The organism is Actinotalea sp. (assembly GCF_035443605.1).
GTDB lineage: Bacteria > Actinomycetota > Actinomycetes > Actinomycetales > Cellulomonadaceae > Actinotalea.
In genome coordinates this window covers 1-18,442 of the sequence record NZ_DAORSQ010000055.1, presented here as the reverse complement: position 1 = coordinate 18,442, position 18,442 = coordinate 1, and the positions used below count along the sequence as shown (strand labels likewise).

Annotated in this window: 17 protein-coding genes and 1 tRNA gene; 16 read left to right on the top strand and 2 right to left on the bottom strand. The window is 74.3% G+C overall.

All coding sequences use genetic code 11. From position 1 onward, the window contains the following. Window positions 1-123 precede the first annotated feature (123 nt). From PKY62_RS07840 to PKY62_RS07815, 6 genes are all read left to right on the top strand, one after another. Window positions 124-1,113, top strand: a complete 990-nt coding sequence (locus PKY62_RS07840; protein WP_324536150.1) for a TatD family hydrolase — start codon at window positions 124-126, stop codon at window positions 1,111-1,113. A gap of 107 nt (window positions 1,114-1,220) precedes the next feature. Continuing rightward, window positions 1,221-2,447, top strand: coding sequence for a resuscitation-promoting factor (locus PKY62_RS07835; protein ID WP_324536149.1), 1,227 nt, complete (start codon window positions 1,221-1,223; stop codon window positions 2,445-2,447). Window positions 2,448-2,769: 322 nt separating this feature from the next. After that, complete coding sequence (locus tag PKY62_RS07830; RefSeq protein ID WP_324536148.1) at window positions 2,770-3,909, top strand: resuscitation-promoting factor; 1,140 nt, start codon at window positions 2,770-2,772, stop codon at window positions 3,907-3,909. A 17-nt stretch (window positions 3,910-3,926) separates the two neighbouring features. After that, the gene (gene rsmA, locus PKY62_RS07825) at window positions 3,927-4,778 is read left to right on the top strand and encodes a 16S rRNA (adenine(1518)-N(6)/adenine(1519)-N(6))-dimethyltransferase RsmA (RefSeq protein WP_324536147.1); all 852 of its coding nucleotides are present in this window, start codon (window positions 3,927-3,929) and stop codon (window positions 4,776-4,778) included. 70 nt (window positions 4,779-4,848) lie between these two features. Then, window positions 4,849-5,766: a 4-(cytidine 5'-diphospho)-2-C-methyl-D-erythritol kinase gene (locus PKY62_RS07820; RefSeq protein WP_324536146.1), complete on the top strand. Its 918-nt coding sequence runs from the start codon at window positions 4,849-4,851 to the stop codon at window positions 5,764-5,766. Further along, a complete protein-coding gene (locus tag PKY62_RS07815; protein WP_324536145.1) occupies window positions 5,766-7,619 on the top strand; it encodes an ABC-F family ATP-binding cassette domain-containing protein in 1,854 nt (617 codons plus the stop codon). The genes PKY62_RS07820 and PKY62_RS07815 overlap by 1 nt, the downstream gene beginning before the upstream one ends. A gap of 55 nt (window positions 7,620-7,674) precedes the next feature. On the opposite strand, the gene PKY62_RS07810 is transcribed toward PKY62_RS07815, so the two are convergent. Next, on the bottom strand, window positions 7,675-8,163 hold the full coding sequence (locus tag PKY62_RS07810) for a MarR family winged helix-turn-helix transcriptional regulator (RefSeq protein ID WP_324536144.1): 489 nt from the start codon (window positions 8,161-8,163) through the stop codon (window positions 7,675-7,677). Then, entirely contained in the window at window positions 8,160-8,762 is a 603-nt protein-coding gene (locus PKY62_RS07805; RefSeq protein WP_324536151.1) for a TetR/AcrR family transcriptional regulator, read from the bottom strand. Before PKY62_RS07805 ends, PKY62_RS07810 begins: the two co-directional genes overlap by 4 nt. 82 nt (window positions 8,763-8,844) lie before the next feature. Here PKY62_RS07805 and PKY62_RS07800 point away from each other — a divergent pair. The 10 genes from PKY62_RS07800 (at window position 8,845) to cysN (ending at window position 18,440) form a co-directional block, all read left to right on the top strand. Next, a tRNA-Gln gene (locus PKY62_RS07800) sits at window positions 8,845-8,916 on the top strand. Between the two features lie 114 nt (window positions 8,917-9,030). Then, a complete protein-coding gene (glmU, locus tag PKY62_RS07795) occupies window positions 9,031-10,641 on the top strand; it encodes a bifunctional UDP-N-acetylglucosamine diphosphorylase/glucosamine-1-phosphate N-acetyltransferase GlmU (protein WP_324536143.1) in 1,611 nt (536 codons plus the stop codon). 5 nt (window positions 10,642-10,646) lie between these two features. Further along, window positions 10,647-11,630, top strand: a complete 984-nt coding sequence (locus PKY62_RS07790; protein WP_324536142.1) for a ribose-phosphate diphosphokinase — start codon at window positions 10,647-10,649, stop codon at window positions 11,628-11,630. Window position 11,631: 1 nt separating this feature from the next. Continuing rightward, window positions 11,632-12,369 carry an SIMPL domain-containing protein gene (locus PKY62_RS07785; protein WP_324536141.1) on the top strand — a complete coding sequence of 246 codons (738 nt, stop codon included), beginning with the start codon at window positions 11,632-11,634 and terminating at the stop codon, window positions 12,367-12,369. Window positions 12,370-12,600: 231 nt separating this feature from the next. Continuing rightward, window positions 12,601-13,173, top strand: coding sequence for a 50S ribosomal protein L25/general stress protein Ctc (locus tag PKY62_RS07780; protein ID WP_324536140.1), 573 nt, complete (start codon window positions 12,601-12,603; stop codon window positions 13,171-13,173). Between the two features lie 32 nt (window positions 13,174-13,205). Continuing rightward, complete coding sequence (pth, locus tag PKY62_RS07775; protein ID WP_324536139.1) at window positions 13,206-13,802, top strand: aminoacyl-tRNA hydrolase; 597 nt, start codon at window positions 13,206-13,208, stop codon at window positions 13,800-13,802. 286 nt (window positions 13,803-14,088) lie between these two features. Further along, on the top strand, window positions 14,089-15,483 hold the full coding sequence (locus PKY62_RS07770) for a sugar transferase (RefSeq protein WP_324536138.1): 1,395 nt from the start codon (window positions 14,089-14,091) through the stop codon (window positions 15,481-15,483). Further along, window positions 15,473-16,288 (top strand): 3'(2'),5'-bisphosphate nucleotidase CysQ, encoded by an 816-nt coding sequence (locus PKY62_RS07765; protein WP_324536137.1) that lies wholly within the window; start codon window positions 15,473-15,475, stop codon window positions 16,286-16,288. Before PKY62_RS07770 ends, PKY62_RS07765 begins: the two co-directional genes overlap by 11 nt. Further along, window positions 16,288-17,190: a sulfate adenylyltransferase subunit CysD gene (gene cysD / locus PKY62_RS07760; protein ID WP_324536136.1), complete on the top strand. Its 903-nt coding sequence runs from the start codon at window positions 16,288-16,290 to the stop codon at window positions 17,188-17,190. The genes PKY62_RS07765 and cysD overlap by 1 nt, the downstream gene beginning before the upstream one ends. Further along, window positions 17,190-18,440, top strand: coding sequence for a sulfate adenylyltransferase subunit CysN (cysN, locus tag PKY62_RS07755; protein WP_324536135.1), 1,251 nt, complete (start codon window positions 17,190-17,192; stop codon window positions 18,438-18,440). The genes cysD and cysN overlap by 1 nt, the downstream gene beginning before the upstream one ends. Window positions 18,441-18,442: the final 2 nt, after the last annotated feature.

The window sequence follows — 18,442 nt, the reverse complement described above, 5'->3', positions numbered from 1 at the left end:
GCCGCTGGGCGCACTCGCGGCGCAGCCGGTGTCCGGGGCCGCGGCCTTCGGCACGCTGCCGGCCGGCACCGTCGTCACCAAGGGCGCATCGCTCTTCCCGCGGATCGAGGAGCCGGCGGAGCAGTGAGCCGCCGCTCGCGCGAGCGCGGCTGGCCGCCGGAGCCCGGGGCGCTGCCGGCAGAGCTGGTCGACGGCCACACCCACCTCGACGCCGTGCTCGCCGCGACGGACCGCGACGGATGGCGGCCGTCCGGCGGGCGGTCCCCCGACGGCGCCCCTCCAGGCGACGGGCGGTCGGCCGCGGAGCCGCCGACGACGGCCCCGACCGTCGCGGACCACCTCGCCCGCGCCGCGGGCGTCGGTGTGACGCGCATGGTCCAGATCGGCTGCGACCTGCCGGGCATCGCCTGGACCGACCGTGCGGTGCGCGAGCACCCGCAGCTGCTCGGCGGGCTGGCGATCCACCCCAACGAGGCCGTGCTGCACGCCGGGGTGCGCGAGGTCGCACCGGACGGCCTCGAGCCCGCGGCCCGCGAGCACCACGGGCTGCCGCTCGACGATGCGGTCGCGCGCGTCGCGGACGTCGCCCGCGCCAACCCGAGGATCCGCGTCATCGGCGAGACGGGGCTGGACTTCTTCCGCGCGGGGGACCGTGGCCGGGCCGTGCAGCGGGAGGCGTTCCGGGCGCACATCGCGCTGGCCAAGGAGCTCGACCTCGTGCTGCAGATCCACGACCGGGACGCCCACGCCGAGGTGATCGAGACCCTCCTGGCCGACGGCGCCCCGGCGCGCACCGTCTTCCACTGCTACTCGGGGGACGCCGCGATGGCCCGGGTCTGCGCCGAGCAGGGCTGGTACCTGTCCTTCGCCGGCCCGGTGACGTACCCGTCGGCTGCCGCGCTGCGCGCCGCCCTGCGCGCCACCCCGCTCGACCACGTGCTGCTCGAGACCGACGCCCCGTACCTGCCGCCGCACCCGGTCCGCGGCCGGCCCAACGCGCCGTACGTCCTGGCGCTCACCGCGCGGACCGTCGCCGCCGAGCTCGGCCTCGACCTCGCCGACCTGTGCCGTCGGGTCAGCGCGACCTGCGAGGAGCTGTACGGGCCGTGGTGACCGATCCCACCCGGTCGGTGCCTTCCGCGGACCGTGTCCGATCCGTTACCTTCGACGGGCGACGCCGCACGGCCTCGCCGACCTGCCCACCGACGGACGGACCCTTCGTGCCCCTCGCCCCCCGGACCGACGCGGCTGCCGCGGGCCGGTCGCGGCGAGCACCCGGCCCCGCCGGCCGGTACGGGTCGACGGTCCGCCTCGCGGCCCAGGCCCTCGTGCTCGCCGTCGTCGTCGCGGGGACGAGCGCCTTCACGCTGCTGCACAAGACCGTGACCCTCGACGTCGACGGCGAGCGCACCACCGTCAGCGCCTTCGGCCGCACGGTCTCCGACGTGCTGTCGGCCCAGGGTGTCGAGCTCGACCCGCGCGACCTCGTGCTGCCGAGCCGTGAGCAGCTCGTCGCGGACCGCGGCGAGATCCTCGTGCGGCACGGCCGCGAGGTCGCCATCGTCATCGACGGCGAGCCGCTGACGGTGTGGACCACGGCCCAGACCGTGGGCGACGTGGTCGCGGAGCTGGACCTGCGCGACGGGGTGCGGACGTCCGCCTCACGCTCCGCCCCGCTGGGTCGCGACGTGCTGCGCCTCTCGACGCTCAAGCAGGTCCACCTGGCGCTCGACGGCGCGACGGTCGAGCTGAGCACCGCCGGGGCGACCGTGCGCGAGGTGCTGCTCGAGGCGGGCGTGGTGCTCGGCGAGCGGGACCAGGTGTCCGTGCCGCTCGACACCGTCGCCGTCGACGGCCTCGTGGTGATGGTCACGCGCGTGACGACCGTGGTGCGCAGCGCGGCGACCAGCCAGCCGTTCGCGGTCGTCCGCCAGGACGACGCCGAGCTCGCCCAGGGCACCGAGACGGTCGAGGTCGCCGGCGAGCCCGGCACCGGGATGGTCACCTACGAGTCCTACGAGGTCGACGGCGTCGAGATCGGACGCACCGTGCTGGCCCAGACCCTCCTCACCGCGCCGGTCGACCAGGTGGTCCGGGTCGGGACCAAGGTGGCCCCCGCCGTGCCGAGCGCGCCGCCCGTCGAGCCCGGGACCTCGCGCGCGATCGGCCTGGAGATGGTCCTCGCGCGGGGCTGGAGCGCGGACGAGTTCGCGTGCCTCGACGCGCTGTGGACGCGCGAGAGCGGCTGGCGGGTCAACGCCGCCAACACCTCGAGCGGCGCCTACGGGATCCCGCAGGCCCTGCCGGGCTCGAAGATGGCCTCGGCCGGCGCCGACTGGCAGACCAACCCGGCGACGCAGATCGCGTGGGGCCTGGGCTACATCACGAGCCGCTACGGCACCCCGTGCGGGGCATGGTCGTCCTTCCAGGCCAAGAACTGGTACTGACCCCTGCTCGACGCAGGGGGTTGGCAGAAGGTCACGAATCGGTTACGGTTCCTCGTGGTCCTACCCGGCGCGCTGCGCCACGGGGCCGTGGACCGCCCCCTGCGGCGGTCCTGACGGCCGGATCAGGGTGTCCGGACCAGCCGGGGAGCGTCTCGAACGCCCCCGCCGCCCCCTGGGGCGATCGGCTGGGCGCCCCGGCGCACCGCACCCTGTGCCCGGACAGCCCGACGTCTGGAACCTCGTGAACCTTCCTGCCCTGCTGCGCCGCGCCACGTCCCGCCTGCACCGTCCCGCTCCCTCCAGCCCCGCCGTCGAGCCACCGATGGACGGCACCGAGACCCTCGCCACGCCCCGCCGCGACCGCCGGCGCCCGCTGCTCGTCGGAGCGGTCGCCACGGCCCTCGTCCTGACGGGCACCTCGGTCGCCGTCGCCGACGCGCACAAGACGGTCACCCTGGACGTCGACGGCGAGACCGTCGAGGTCTCGACCTTCGCCGGCAGCGTCGCTGGCCTGCTCGAGGACCACGAGGTCCTCGTGGGCTCGCGCGACGTGGTGGCCCCCGGGCCCACGGACGTGCTGCGTGACGGCGACGAGGTCGTCGTCCGGCACGCGCGGTCGGTCACCGTGCTCACCGACGGCGCGGAGCAGGTGGTGTGGACCACGGCCCTGAGCGCCGACGACGCGCTCGACGTGCTCAGCGCCCGCGGCCAGGACGTCCGGCTGCTCGCCTCGCGCTCCGCCTCGACCGGCCGTGCCGACCTGCCGCTGCGCCTCGTGGCGGACGGCGAGGTCGACGTGGTCGCCGACGGCACGACCGTCACGGTCGACGGCGCCCGCGACCTCGACGAGATCCTGGCCTCGCTCGACCTCGCGGTCGGGGAGCTCGACCGCGTGCACGTGCACCGGGTCGCGACCGATGGCGCCGGCCGGCTCACCGTCACGCTCCAGCGCGTCGTCGTCGAGGAGGCAACCGAGCTCAGCGAGATCCCCTTCGAGCAGGTGACCGAGAGCTCCGCGGACCTCTACACCGACCAGCGCCGGACCGTCACGGCCGGCGTGGTCGGCGAGCTGGCCCGCGCGGTGCGGGTCGTGCGTGTCGACGGCGTCGAGGAGTCGCGCGAGGTGCTCAGCGAGACCGTCACGCGCGCCCCGGTCACCGAGGTGGTCCGGGTCGGCACCAAGGCCCGCCCCGTCGTCGCCGCCACGCCCGTCGCCCTGGGCGACGACGTGTGGGGTGCGCTGGCCCGGTGCGAGTCCGGCGGCAACGCGTCGATCATCTCGTCGAACGGCCTGTACTACGGCCTGTACCAGTTCTCGCTCGGCACGTGGCGGGCGATGGGTGGCACCGGGCTGCCGTCCGACGCGTCCGCGGCGGAGCAGACGCAGCGGGCCCAGGCCCTGCAGGCACGCTCCGGCTGGGGCCAGTGGCCGGCCTGCGCGAGCAAGCTCGGCCTGCTCTGAGCCCTAGGCTCGGGGACATGACCACAGACGCCCTGCTGGGCCCGGCGCAGATCCGGGACCTGGCGGGGCGTCTGGGCGTGCACCCCACGAAGACCTGGGGGCAGAACTTCGTCGTCGACGCCGGCACGGTGCGCAGGATCGTCCGTACCGCACGGGTGACGGACGGCGAGCACGTCGTGGAGGTGGGGCCGGGGCTCGGCTCGCTGACGTTCGGGCTGCTCGAGGCCGGGGCGCACGTCGTCGCGGTGGAGATCGACCCGGTGCTCGCCGCGGCCCTGCCGCGCACCGTCGCCGAGCGTGCCCCGGAGGCCGCCGGCCGGCTCGTCGTGCTGCAGGCCGACGCGCTGACCGTCACGGAGCTGCCCGGGCCGCAGCCCACGGCCCTCGTGGCCAACCTGCCGTACAACGTCGCGGTGCCGGTGCTGCTGTCCTTCCTGGCGCGGTTCGGCAGCCTCGAGCGCGTGCTCGTCATGGTGCAGTCCGAGGTCGCCGACCGCCTCGTCGCCCCGCCCGGCTCGCGCACCTACGGCATCCCGTCGGCCAAGGCAGCCTGGTACGCCGCCGCCCGGCCGGCCGGCTCCATCGGCCGCGCCGTCTTCTGGCCGGTGCCGCGCGTCGACTCCTCCCTCGTCGCCCTGGAGCTGCGTGAGCCGCCGACCACGACGGCGCCGCGCGAGCGCGTCTTCGCCGTGGTCGACGCCGCCTTCGCACAGCGGCGCAAGATGCTCCGCTCCGCACTGGCCGGGATCGCAGGGTCCTCCGCGCTCGCCGAGGCCGCCCTCGTGGCGGCGGGAGTCGACCCCACGGCGCGCGGGGAGACCCTCGACATCACGGCCTTCGCACGGGTCGCCGAGGCGCTGGACCGGTGAGCCCCGCGGCGGGTGCGCACGCGCGGGGTCCGGGGCGCCGATCCTCCGGCGACCGTGCGAGAGTGGTCCGATGAGCCCCTCGCCCGTCCCCGGGATCACCGTGCGGGCGCCGGGCAAGATCAACCTGGCCCTGCGCGTCGGCCCGCGCCGCGAGGACGGCTACCACCCGCTGGCCACGGTCTTCCAGGCCGTGTCGGTCTACGAGGACGTCACGGCCCGCCCGGCCGACGCCCTGGGGATCACGGTCACCGGTGCGCAGGCCGACCAGGTGCCCACGGACGCGACCAACCTCGCGCTGCGCGCGGCCGAGCTGCTCGCGCGCACCGTGGGGATCGAGCCGCTGGTCCACCTCCACGTGCACAAGGGCGTCCCGGTCGCCGGCGGCATGGCGGGCGGCTCCGCGGACGCCGCTGCTGCCCTCGTGGCGTGCGACGCGCTGTGGGGCACGGGCCTGTCCCGCGCCGCCCTGAGCGACCTGGCCGCGACCCTCGGCGCGGACGTCCCCTTCTCCCTGCTGGGCCACACCGCCGTCGGCAGCGGGCGGGGTGACCTGCTGAGCCCCGCGCTGTCCAGCGGGCAGTACCACTGGGCGCTCGCCCTGCGCCGCACGGGCCTGTCGACGCCTGCGGTGTTCGCCCGGTTCGACGCGACGGACGGCCCGGCGGCGCTGCCGGAGCCGGAGCCCGACGTCGCCCTGCTCGCCGCGCTGCGCTCGGCCGACCTCGATGCGGTGGGTCGCGCGCTGGGCAACGACCTGCAGGCCGCGGCCCTCGACCTCGCGCCGGAGCTGGCCGACACGCTCGCCGTGGCCACCCGCGCCGGCGCCCTGGGCGTGCTCGTCAGCGGGTCGGGTCCCACGGTCGCCGCCCTGGCGCGCACGCGCGTGCACGCGCTGGCGATCGCGGCCGAGATCACCGCCGCGGGGGTGGCGGACGACGTGCTGTGCGCCGCGGGCCCCGTGGCGGGTGCGCGCGTGGTCACCGGCTGATGGCGCACCTGCTCGGGGCGGACGCGATCTCGCTGGCCGTCGGCACCAGGACCCTGCTCGACTCGGTGAGCCTCGGCGTCGACGCCGGGATGCGCGTCGGCGTCGTCGGCCCCAACGGCGCGGGCAAGTCCACCGTGCTCCGCCTGCTCGCCCGCACGCAGCAGCCGGACTCCGGCCGCGTCACCTACAGCGGCTCGCTGCGCGTGGGCATGCTCGACCAGCGCGACGAGCTCCCGGCCGGGGCGCGCGTGCGCGACATCGTGCACGGCGACGACGCCGAGCACACGTGGGCCGGCGAGGCCGGAGTGCGCGCCGTCCACGCCGGGCTGCTCGCCGACGTGGACCTCGAGGGCGACGTCGCGGCGCTGTCCGGCGGCCAGCGTCGCAGGGTCGCGCTCGCCGCGCTGCTCGTGGCGGACCATGACGTGCTGCTGCTCGACGAGCCCACCAACCACCTGGACGTCGAGGGCGTGGCGTGGCTGGCCGAGCACCTCGTCGAGCGGTTCAGCGGTCGTGGCCAGGCCGCGCGCGGGGCGCTCGTGGTGGTCACGCACGACCGCTGGTTCCTCGACGCGGTGTGCACCCGGATGTGGGAGGTCACGGGTCGCGACGGCGTCGTGGCCGGCTACGAGGGTGGCTACGCCGCCTACGTCCTGGCCAGGGCCGAGCGTGAGCGGACGGCCGCCGTGACGGGCAGCCGCCGGGCCAACCTGCTGCGCAAGGAGCTCGCGTGGCTGCGCCGCGGGGCCCCGGCACGCACGTCCAAGCCCCGGTTCCGCCTCGACGCCGCAGCCGCGCTCATCGCCGACGAGCCGCCCCCGCGGGACCCGCTCGAGCTCACCCGGCTCGCCACCGCTCGCCAGGGCAAGGACGTGCTCGACGTCGAGGGCGTCACCGTGGGCTTCGACCTGCCCGGCGGGGGCCACCGCGTGCTGCTCGACGACGTGACGTGGCGGCTGGGCCCCGGCGACCGGATCGGGCTGGTGGGCGTCAACGGCGCGGGCAAGACGACCCTGCTGCGGCTGCTCGACGGGTCGCTCAAGCCCCAGCGCGGGCGGGTCAAGCGCGGCAAGACGGCCGTGGTCGCGACGCTCTCCCAGGACGTCGAGGAGCTCGACCCCCTGGGCCACCTGCGCGTCGTGGAGGTGGTCGAGCGCGAGCGCCGCACCGTGAGCGTTGGCGGCGCCGAGCTGACGGCGGCCCAGCTCGTCGAGCGGCTGGGGTTCACGCGCGACCGCGCCCAGACCCTGGTCCGGGACCTCTCGGGCGGCGAGCGTCGACGCCTGCAGGTGCTGCGGCTCCTCGTCGGGGAGCCCAACGTGCTGCTGCTCGACGAGCCGACGAACGACCTGGACACCGACACGCTCGCCGCGCTGGAGGACCTGCTCGACGGGTGGCCCGGCACGCTCGTGGTCGTCTCGCACGACCGCTACCTGCTCGAGCGGGTGTGCGACGTGCAGTGGGCCCTGCTGGGCGACGGCGCGCTGCGTGACCTGCCCGGCGGGGTCGAGCAGTACCTCACCCTGCGTCGTGCGGCGATCGCCGCCCCCGCGAGCGCGCCCGTGGCTGCGGCGCGGGCGACGGGGGCTGGCGCGACCGCGGCGGGCGACGGTCCGGCGGGGGGCGCGGCCCCGAGCGCAGCCGAGCTGCATGCCGCTCGCAAGGACCTCGCCCGGATCGAGCGCCGGCTGTCCCGGATCGCGGCGCTCGAGGCGACGCTGCACGAGCGCATGGTCGCGGTCGCGTCCGACCACACCGCCGTGCTGGCCCTGGACGACGAGCTGCGCGAGCTCGCGGCCGAGCGTGCAGGGCTCGAGGACGAGTGGCTGTCCGCTGCGGAGCTCGCCGGCTGACGAGGCCCTGGCCGACGGCCGGCTCGAGACGACGCTCGCGACCTGCGGGCCGGGGTCAGGCGTCGAACGGGGCGACGAGCACGCGCAGCAGCTCCGCGAGGCGGGTGCGGTCGGCCTCGGGCAGCGCGGTGAGCAGCCGGCGCTCGACGTCGAGCAGGTCGTCCAGCGCGGCGTCGACGCGCGCACGCCCCGTCGGTGTGAGCCGCACGAGGACGCCGCGGCGGTCCTCCGGGGCCGGCCCGCGCTCGACGAGGCCGCGGGCCGCGAGGCGGTCGATCCGGTTGGTCATCGTGCCGCTGGTCACCAGGGTCTGGGTCACGAGCGCGCCGGGGGACAGCTGGTAGGGCTCGCCGGCGCGGCGCAGCGCCGCGAGCACGTCGAACTCCCACAGCTCCAGGGTGTGCCGCTCGAAGGCCGTGCGGCGGGCGAGGTCGAGGTGCCGGGCCAGCCGGCTCACGCGGGACAGCACGCTCAGCGGCGCGACGTCCAGGTCGGGTCGCTCGCGGCTCCAGGCCGCGACGATCCGGTCGACCTCGTCCGTCACGTGGTCGACCCGCGCAGCGCGGGCTTGCGCTCCAGCCCGGACAGCCCGTTCCAGGCGAGGTTGACCAGGTGCGCCGCGACCTCGGCCTTCTTGGGGCTGCGCGCGTCCAGCCAGTACTGCCCCGTGAGGGCGACCATCCCGACGAGCATCTGGGCGTAGATCGGCGCGGTGCGCGGGTCGAGCCCGCGCCGCGTGAACTGGTCGGCGAGCAGGTGCTCCACCTGCATGGCGACATCGCCGATGAGGCTCGAGTAGGTCCCGGTGGACTGCGTGACGGGTGAGTCGCGCACGAGGATGCGGAACCCGTCCGTGGACGACTCGATGTAGTCGAAGAGCGCCAGCGCCGTGCGCTCCACGAGCACCTGCGGGTGCCCGCCCGCCTCCAGCGCCCCGATGAGCGCGCCGGTCAGGGCCTGGATCTCGCGGTCGACGACGACCGCGTACATCCCCTCCTTGCCCCCGAAGTGCTCGTAGACGACGGGCTTGGACACCTGGGCCCTGGCGGCGATCTCCTCGACGGAGGTGCCCTCGAAGCCCTTCTCGGCGAAGAGCTGGCGCGAGACGTCGAGCAGCTGCTCGCGTCGCTGCGTGCCGGTCATCCGCGCTCGGACGGGTCGCTTGCTCGAGGAGGCCACGCGCCCATCATGCCGTGCGGCCCTGGCACACTGGTGCGCGCACCGGTCCGCCCTGGTGTAGCGGCAGCACGCAGGCCTTTGGAGCCTTGCGGTCCAGGTTCGAATCCTGGGGGCGGAGCGCCGGACCCCGACCGGGCGACCCTCGCGCGACGGTAGAGTGGCCGAACGCCAGACCACAGCGCACGTCGTCCCTCGCCCGGGTGGCGGAGCCGCCGACCTGACGGGAGTCCCCGTGACCACCGCACGCCCCTGCGTCGTCGTCCTCGCCGCGGGCGAGGGCACCAGGATGCGCTCCGCCACACCCAAGGTGCTGCACGCCGTCGCGGGGCGGACCATGCTCGGGCACGCGCTCACCGCCGCCGCCGCGCTCGACCCGTGGCGCACGGTCGTCGTCGTGCGCCACGAGCGGGACGCGGTCGCGGCCCACGCCGTGGCCCTGGATCCCACCGTGCTCGTCGCGGACCAGGACGACGTGCCCGGCACGGGTCGCGCGGTCCACTGCGGGCTGGGCGTGCTCGACGCCGCGGCGCACGCCGAGGCCGTCGCAGCGCACGCCGACCCCGCATCGGCCGACCTGCCCGACCAGGTCAGCGGCCCCGTCGTGGTGCTCGCCGGGGACATCCCGCTGCTGGACGGCGCCACCCTGGCAGAGCTCCTCGCGGCGCACGTCGCCGACGGCAACGCCGTGACCGTGCTCACCACGGAGGTGGCCGACCCGACGGGTTACGGCCGGATCCTGCGCGAGCCGGGCTCCGGCGCGGTCGTGGGGATCGTCGAGCACCGGGACGCCGACGCGACCCAGCGCGCCATCGCCGAGATCAACTCCTCGGTCTACGTCTTCGACGCCGCGGTGCTGCGCGGCGCGCTCGGCCGGCTGGGCCGCGACAACGCCCAGGGCGAGGTGTACCTCACCGACGTGCTCGCCATCGCGCGCTCCGACGGCGGCGCGGTCCGCGCGGTCCAGGTCGACGACCCGGTGCTCGTCGAGGGCGTCAACGACCGCGCGCAGCTCGCGGTGCTCGCGGCGGAGATGAACCGACGCATCGTCACCGGGTGGATGCTCGCGGGCGTGACGGTCGTCGACCCGGCCACGACGTGGGTGGACGCCGACGTCGAGCTCGAGCAGGACGTCACGCTGCTGCCGGGGACGCAGCTGCACGGGTCGACCACGGTGGCCTCCGGCGCCGTCGTAGGCCCGGACACCACGCTGCGCGACGTGGCCGTCGAGGCCGGCGCCGAGGTGGTGCGCAGCGTCGCCGTGTCGTCGCGGATCGGCGCCGGCGCGCTCGTCGGTCCCTACTCCTACCTGCGGCCCGGCACGGACCTGGGCGCGGACGGCAAGATCGGCGCGTTCGTCGAGACCAAGGCCGCGGTCATCGGGGCGCACTCCAAGGTGCCGCACCTGTCCTACGTCGGGGACGCCGTCGTCGGCGAGCACACCAACGTCGGCGCGGGGACGATCTTCGTCAACTTCGACGGCGTGGCCAAGCACCGGACGACGGTCGGCTCCCACGTGCGGATCGGCTCCGACAACGCGCTCGTGGCACCCGTGACGATCGGCGACGGCGCCTACACGGGGGCTGGCTCGGTGATCCGGCGCGACGTGCCGGCCGGGGCCCTGGGGCTCAGCACGGCGCCGCAGCGCACCATCGAGCGCTGGGTGCTGCGGCGCAGGGCCGCCAGCGCGTCGGCGGAGGCCGCGCGGACAGCCCTCGGCGCGCGCGACGAGGACCCGCCGGGCCTGTCCCCCCAGGCCATCGCGGAGCTCGCTCGGACCACGGGTCAGATCCCCCTGCCGACGGCCGACCGGCTGGCCGACCCGACCACCACCGAAGGGCACTGACCGCGATGACCGGGATCACCTCGAGCGACAGCGAGAAGCGGCTCGTCCTCATCTCCGGGCGGGCCCACCCGGAGCTCGCGGACGACGTCGCCCGGGAGCTCGGGGTGGAGCTGGTCCCGACGACGGCGTACGACTTCGCGAACGGGGAGATCTACGTCCGGTTCGGCGAGAGCGTGCGCGGCACCGACGCCTTCGTGCTGCAGAGCCACACGGCACCGATCAACCAGTGGATCATGGAGCAGCTGCTCATGGTCGACGCGCTCAAGCGGGCCTCCGCCAAGACGATCACCGTCGTCCAGCCGTTCTACGGCTACTCCCGTCAGGACAAGAAGCACCGCGGTCGCGAACCCGTCTCGGCCCGCCTCATGGCAGACCTGTTCCGCACGGCCGGTGCCGACCGGCTGATGAGCGTCGACCTGCACGCCGCGCAGATCCAGGGCTTCTTCGACGGCCCGGTGGACCACCTGTGGGCCATGCCGCTCCTGGTCGACTACGTCCGCACGCGGGTGGACCCCACCAACGTCGCGGTGGTGTCCCCGGATGCGGGCCGGATCCGCGTGGCCGAGCAGTGGGCCGCGAAGTTCGGCGGCTGTCCTCTGGCCTTCATCCACAAGACGCGGGACATCACCAAGCCGAACCGGGCCGTGGCCAACCGGGTGGTCGGCGAGGTCGAGGGGCGCACGTGCGTCCTGACCGACGACCTCATCGACACCGGCGGCACCATCGCCGAGGCCGTCCGGGTGCTGCTCGCGGCCGGGGCCAAGGACGTCATCGTCGCGGCGACCCACGGCGTGCTCTCCGACCCGGCCGCCCAGCGCCTGCAGGAGTGCGGCGCACGCGAGGTGGTCGTCACGGACACGCTGCCGATCACCGAGGACAAGCAGTTCGGCAAGCTGACGGTGCTGTCCATCGCGCCGCTGCTCGCCCGGGCGATCCGCGAGGTCTTCGACGACGGCTCGGTGACGTCCCTGTTCGACGGGGCGTCCTGAGGTGGGCGGGGCCGGGGACGGGCACAGCGGTCTCGGCGGGCACAGCGGTCTCGGCGACGAGTCCCCGCGTGGCCCGCGCCACCCGCGGGGCGGCCTGACGACCACGGGCACCGGGACGGTCCACGTGACGCCAGACGTGGTCGTGGTGCAGCTGGCGGCCCAGTGCACGGACCCCGACGCCCCCACGGCGCTCGAGACCGCGTCGCGGGCCGCGGCGGCGATGGTCGAGTCGCTCACGGGGGCCGGCGTGCCGCGGCAGGACGTCCGCACGGTCGCCACCACGAGCTGGACCGACCCGGGACAGGTCGAGGAAGGCCCCGGCCCGGCCCGCACGGTGCGCCGACCCCGCACCACGGTGAGCCTCGGCCTCGAGGTCACCCTGCGGGACACCGCCACCGCCGGCGAGGTCGCAGCCCGCGCGGTCTCCGCCGCGGGCTCGGGCGGCCGGCTCGAGCGCACGACGTTCCAGGTCAGCGACCCCGGCCCGGCCGTGCGTCGGGCCCGTGAGCTGGCCTTCGACCAGGCCGTCGCGGCGGCGAGCCAGCTCGCGGCGCTCGCCGGACGGCCCCTGGGCCCCGTGCTCGACGTGCGCGAGGAGTCGGCGGCGCCCGTGGCGGCCGGCTTCATGGCAGCCCGAGCGATGGCGGACGTGCCGCTCGAGGGCGGGCAGCAGGAGATCAGGGTGCAGCTCGTCGTGCGCCACGGCTGGGGGTCCACCGGCGCGGACGGGCTCGGCTGACCGGGCGCGCGACGCGCCAGACGTTCCGCGCCGGCCCCCGGAGCGGGTAGACTCCCCGGGTTGCCTCGGCGAGGGACGTCGGATGGCCGGTGGGGCCGCTCAGGCCCACCCCACGACTCCGTGATCGACGCGGTGGTCGTGTGCGCGTCCGTCCCGCGTCCCGCGCCGAGGCCACCGCCGCCGTGGTCCTCCCGGTACCCGCCGTTCAGCCCGACCAGCCCAGGAGTCTTCGTGTCCGAGGTCAAGCTCGCCGCCGTCACCCGCACCGAGTTCGGCAAGGGTGCTGCCCGCCGCATCCGCCGTGCCGCGCAGATCCCCGCCGTCCTGTACGGGCACGGGTCCGACCCGCTGCACGTCGCCCTGCCGGGCCACGAGACGATGCTCGCGCTCAAGCACTCCAACGCCCTGTTCACCATCGTCCTGGACGGCAAGCCCGTGCTGGCCGTGGCCAAGGACGTCCAGCGTGACCCGGTGAAGAACGTCATCGAGCACGTCGACCTGCTCATCGTCGCCAAGGGCGAGAAGATCACCGTCGACGTCAACGTGCACATCGTCGGCGACTCCTACCCGGGCACCATCCACGTCGTCGAGGCGCAGACGGTCACCCTCGAGGCCGAGGCGACCCACCTGCCGCAGTCGATCGAGGTCTCGGTCGAGGGCCTGGTCGACGGCGCCCAGGTGCGCGGCTCCGACCTCGTGCTCCCCGCCGGCGCCACGTTCGTGGGCGACCTGGACGCGATCATCGTCGCGATCAGCACCCCGCAGGGCATCGACGAGCCGGCTGACGAGGCCGCGGAGGCCTGACCTCCCCTGTCGACGGTACGGACGGCGCGGGCATGACGACGCCATGGCTCGTCGTCGGCCTGGGCAACCCCGGCCCGGCGTACGCCGGCAACCGGCACAACGTCGGTCAGATGGTCGTGGACGAGCTCGCGCGACGCTGCGGTGCGTCCTTCACGTCGCACCGCAGCCGTGCGGGCGTCGCCGACGTGCGGATCGGCGTCCTGCCGGGCGGCGTCCCGGGGCCCCGCGCCGTGCTGGCCAAGCCGACGTCGTACATGAACGTCTCCGGCGGCCCCGTCGTCGGGCTCGCGACGTACCTCGGGGTCCCGGTCGACCACGTGCTCGTGGTGCACGACGAGCTGGACCTGCCGTTCGCCACGGTCCGCCTCAAGGCCGGCGGCGGCGAGGGCGGCCACAACGGGCTGCGCAGCATCAGCTCCGCCCTCGGCTCGCGCGACTACCTGCGGGTGCGGGTGGGTGTCGGCCGCCCACCCGGCCGGACGGACCCGGCCGACTTCGTGCTCAAGGACTTCTCCGGCGCCGAGCGGGCCGACGTCCCCTGGCTGGTCGACGCCGCGGCCGACGCGGTCGAGATGGTGGTCGTCAGCGGTCTGCTCGCCGCGCAGCAGCGGTTCCACGCCCCGGGCTGAGGTCTGCCGCAGGCCACCTCCCGGCCATCGAACGTCCACCTGATGGTCACCAGACCGTCATGAGCCCCGTGCAACCGGGTGAAATCGGGCATACGGGACGCCGATGGACAGATCGGCCGGTATAGCCTCGAACCACCTGAGAGCGAGGGAACACATGACGCTAGCGGTGGACAGGACGTTCGAGTGGCCGTCCCGAGACGATCGGCGAGGCCTTGCGGCCGAGCCGCGGCGTTCGTGGGCCTCGTCCCAACCGGTCGAGCTGCGCGGGACGCCCTACAACGACCGGGTGGCCGTCGCGCGGGGCTGGGCCCGCGTCGGGATCCGCTACCAGCGCCGCACCGTCGCCCTGGACTCGTTCGCCGCGGTGCTGGTCGCGACGCCCTTCCTCCTGCACGTCTACGGTCCCGGGCAGCAGTCCGGTCTGGCCGTGCTCGGCACGGTCCTCGTGTTCGCAGCGCTCGTCGCCATGATGCGGGGGTACGAGGCGCGGTCCCTCGGCGACGACCCGATCGAGTACCAGGCCGTGGTGCGCGCCGGCGGGATCGGCGCCGCGCTGGTCATGGCGGCGAGCTACGTCACCCAGGCCGAGATCTCCCGGTCGCTCGTCTTCGCCGGGATCCCCCTCCTCATCCTGGTCACGGTGGCGTTCCGCTACGTCAACCGGCGTCTTCTGCACCACCAGCGCGCTGGCGGTGCCTCGATGAAGCGCACGCTCGTCGTCGGGGCGCCCACGGACGTCGCCCGCGTCGCTCGTGATCTTGCCGCGAGCCCGCACCACGGCTTCGACGTCATGGGCCTGTGCCTGCCGAGCATCGACCTGCCCACGCCGATCGGCGGCGTGCCGGTGGTCGGTGCGGTGGCCGACATCCCGCAGGTCGTGGTCGACCGGGCCGTCGACGTCGTCGTGGTCGCCGGGCCCAGCCTGTCGGGCGAGGCGCTCCGGCGGCTGACCTGGGCGCTGGACCGCGTCGGCTCGCAGCTCGTCGTCGTGCCTGGGCTGCTCGAGGTGACCGGGCCGCGGGTGACGCTGCGACCGGCCGCCGGGCTGTCGTTGCTCGAGGTCGAGGTCGCCGCACCGCGGGGCCGGCAGGTGGTCAAGGCCCTCATGGACCGGGTCGCCGGGGTGCTCCTCCTCGCCATGGCCGCGCCGATCATCGGCGCATCGGTGCTCGCCGTCCGGCTGACGTCACCCGGCAAGGCCTTCTACCGCCAGACGCGGGTCGGGGTGGACGGCGAGCCGTTCACGATGTGGAAGATCCGCAGCATGTACGTCGACGCGGACGCCCGCCGCAGCGCGCTCGCACCGCTCGACGAGGGCAACGGCGTCCTGTTCAAGATGCGGGAGGACCCACGGGTGACCCCGGTGGGTGCGATCCTGCGCCGGTTCTCGCTCGACGAGCTCCCGCAGCTGCTCAACGTGGTTCGCGGAGACATGTCCCTCGTCGGCCCGCGGCCGCCACTGGGCGAGGAGGTCGCGCGGTACGAGGACGCGGTCCACCGCCGCCTGCGGGTCAAGCCGGGCCTCACCGGCCTGTGGCAGGTCTCGGGCCGCTCGGACCTGTCGTGGGAGGAGTCGGTCCGGCTCGACCTGCGCTACGTGGACAACTGGTCCGTCATGATGGACGTCATGATCCTGTGGAAGACAGCCCGGGCCGTCCTGCGGGGTGCCGGTGCGTACTGAGACCGACGCCGATCCCGGCTCCGCGCCCGGGGTGGGCGGCGACCCGGCCTTGGCCGCCCACCTCGCTCGACTCGCCGGGGAGGTGCTGATCGCGCGTCGGCGGGACGCGGTGGGCCTGGGTGCTCGGGAGCTCCGTGACCTCGGTGACACCGCGGCTCAGGCGGTGCTCGCGGCAGAGCTCGCGCGCCTCGCCCCCGGTGACGCGGTGCTGAGCGAGGAGGCCGTCGACGACCTCGCGCGGCTCGTGGCGCGCAGGGTGTGGATCATCGACCCGCTGGACGGCACGCGCGAGTACTCCGAGGGTCGCGACGACTTCGCGGTGCACGTGGCCCTGTGGCAGGACGGTGAGCTCGTCGCCGGCGCCGTCGCGATGCCGGCGCGGGACCAGGTGCTCACCACGGTCCTCGACCCGGCGCGGCCGGCTCCGGCCCGTCGGACCGCTGGCGCGCCGGTGCGGCTCGCCGTGAGCCGCTCGCGGGCTCCGCAGCTGGTGCACGACGTGGCCGAGCGGCTCGGCGCAGAGCTGGTCCCGATGGGGTCGGCCGGCGTCAAGGCGATGGCCGTCGTGACGGGCGAGGTCGACGCCTACCTGCACGCCGGGGGCCAGTACGAGTGGGACTCCGCGGCGCCGGTCGCTGTCGCCAGGGCCCACGGCCTGCACACGAGCCGTGTGGATGGCTCCGCACTGCGGTACAACAGACCCGACCCGTCCCTGCCTGACCTGCTGGTCTGCCGTCCTGAGCTCGCGGACCTGCTGCTCCGGGCGGTCGCCGACCTGACACCGACCCCCCGGGAGGAAGCGTGATGCCGGAGTACAGCCTGAGCCAGATCGACCAGCTGGAGGCGGAGTCGGTCTTCATCATCCGTGAGGTGGTGGCGGAGTCCGAGAAGCCGGCCCTCATGTTCTCCGGCGGCAAGGACTCGATCGTCATGCTCGAGCTCGCGGTGCGAGCGTTCTGGCCCGCACCGATCCCGTTCCCGGTGGTGCACATCGACACCGGGCACAACTTCCCGGAGGTCCTGGCGTTCCGCGACTGGCTCGTGGGCGAGCTCGGTGTCCAGCTCGTCGTGGGGTCCGTCCAGGACGCGATCGACCGCGGCCTCGTGGTCGAGGAGCCGAACGGCTCCCGCAACCGCATCCAGACGCCCGTCCTGCTGGAGACCGCGGAGCGGAACGGCTTCACGGCCCTGCTCGGCGGCGCCCGTCGCGACGAGGAGAAGGCCAGGGCCAAGGAGCGGGTCTTCTCCTTCCGCGACGAGTTCGGCCAGTGGGACCCGAAGAACCAGCGACCGGAGCTGTGGGGGCTGTACAACGCCCGCGTGCACCTCGGCGAGAGCATCCGGGTGTTCCCGCTGTCCAACTGGACCGAGCTGGACATCTGGCTCTACATCCAGTCGCGCAACGTGACCATCCCGTCGATCTACTACGCGCACGACCGCGAGGTCTTCGAGCGCAACGGGATGCTCTTCGCGTCCAACGAGCACTGCCGGCCCAAGGCCGGGGAGACGACCTACGTCGAGCGGGTGCGCTACCGGACGGTCGGGGACGCCACCCTGACGGCCGCGGTCCGATCCGACGCCGCGGACGCCGCCGCCGTCATCGACGAGGTCGCGGCCACGCGGATCACCGAGCGTGGGGCGACCCGCGGCGACGACCGGGTCAGTGAGGCCGCCATGGAAGACCGCAAGAAGGAGGGGTACTTCTGATGGAGCTCTTGCGATTCGCTACCGCGGGGTCCGTCGACGACGGCAAGAGCACGCTCATCGGGCGGCTGCTCTACGACTCCAAGTCGATCTTCACCGACCAGCTCGAGGCGGTCGAGGCCACGAGCCGCTCCCGCGGTGACGCCTACACCGACCTCGCCCTCCTCACCGACGGCCTGCGGGCCGAGCGCGAGCAGGGGATCACGATCGACGTCGCCTACCGGTACTTCGCCACGCCACGCCGCAAGTTCATCATCGCGGACACCCCGGGGCACATCCAGTACACCCGCAACATGGTGACGGGGGCCTCGACGGCGGACCTCGCGGTCGTCCTCGTCGACGCGCGCAAGGGGCTGCAGGAGCAGAGCCGGCGGCACGCGTTCCTGGTGTCCCTGCTGCGGGTCCCGCACCTGGTCCTGGCGATCAACAAGATGGACCTCGTCGACTGGTCGCAGGAGGTCTACGAGGCGATCCGCGACGAGTTCACCAACTTCGCCGCGAAGCTCGACATCGCAGACCTCACGATCCTGCCGATCTCGGCGCTGCACGGGGACAACGTCGTGACGCGCTCGGAGCACATGCCGTGGTTCGACGGCCCGTCGTTGCTCCACCACCTCGAGAACGTGCACATCGCCAGCGACCGCAACATGGTCGATGCGCGGTTCCCGGTCCAGTACGTCATCCGTCCGCACCAGGACCGCCACCACGACTTCCGCGGGTACGCGGGCCAGGTCGCCGGTGGCATCTTCAAGCCGGGCGACGAGGTCATGGTCCTTCCTTCGGGGCTGACGAGCACCATCGCCTCGATCGAGACGAAGGACGGGCCGATCGACGAGGCGTTCGCGCCGATGTCGGTGGTCATCCGGCTGGCGGACGAGATCGACATCTCGCGCGGCGACATGATCTGCCGGGTCCACAACCAGCCGCAGGTCACCCAGGACGTCGACGCGATGGTCGCCTGGATGACCGACCGCCCCCTCGTGGCGGGGCAGAAGCTGGTCGTCAAGCACACCACCCGGTCGTGCCGGGCCGTCGTCAGGGCGCTGCAGTACCGGATCGACGTCAACACCCTGCACCGTGACGAGGCGGCCACCTCGCTCGAGCTCAACCAGATCGGCCGCGTCAGGCTGCGGACCACGCAGCCGCTGCTCGCGGACGAGTACCGCCGCAACCGTGCCACGGGTGGCTTCGTCCTCATCGACGAGGCGACCAACGTCACCGTCGGCGCCGGCATGATCACCGGGACCGGCTGACC

Excerpts from the sequence above, each read along its gene's own strand:
- rsmA (WP_324536147.1), top strand. The coding sequence starts at position 3,927 with ATGACCACAGACGCCCTGCTGGGCCCGGCGCAGATCCGGGACCTGGCG.
- PKY62_RS07830 (WP_324536148.1), top strand. The coding sequence starts at position 2,770 with ATGGACGGCACCGAGACCCTCGCCACGCCCCGCCGCGACCGCCGGCGC.
- PKY62_RS07815 (WP_324536145.1), top strand. The coding sequence starts at position 5,766 with ATGGCGCACCTGCTCGGGGCGGACGCGATCTCGCTGGCCGTCGGCACC.
- cysD (WP_324536136.1), top strand. The coding sequence starts at position 16,288 with ATGCCGGAGTACAGCCTGAGCCAGATCGACCAGCTGGAGGCGGAGTCG.
- PKY62_RS07820 (WP_324536146.1), top strand. The coding sequence starts at position 4,849 with ATGAGCCCCTCGCCCGTCCCCGGGATCACCGTGCGGGCGCCGGGCAAG.
- PKY62_RS07790 (WP_324536142.1), top strand. The coding sequence starts at position 10,647 with ATGACCGGGATCACCTCGAGCGACAGCGAGAAGCGGCTCGTCCTCATC.
- PKY62_RS07805 (WP_324536151.1), bottom strand. The coding sequence starts at position 8,762 with ATGACCGGCACGCAGCGACGCGAGCAGCTGCTCGACGTCTCGCGCCAG.
- cysN (WP_324536135.1), top strand. The coding sequence starts at position 17,190 with ATGGAGCTCTTGCGATTCGCTACCGCGGGGTCCGTCGACGACGGCAAG.
- pth (WP_324536139.1), top strand. The coding sequence starts at position 13,206 with ATGACGACGCCATGGCTCGTCGTCGGCCTGGGCAACCCCGGCCCGGCG.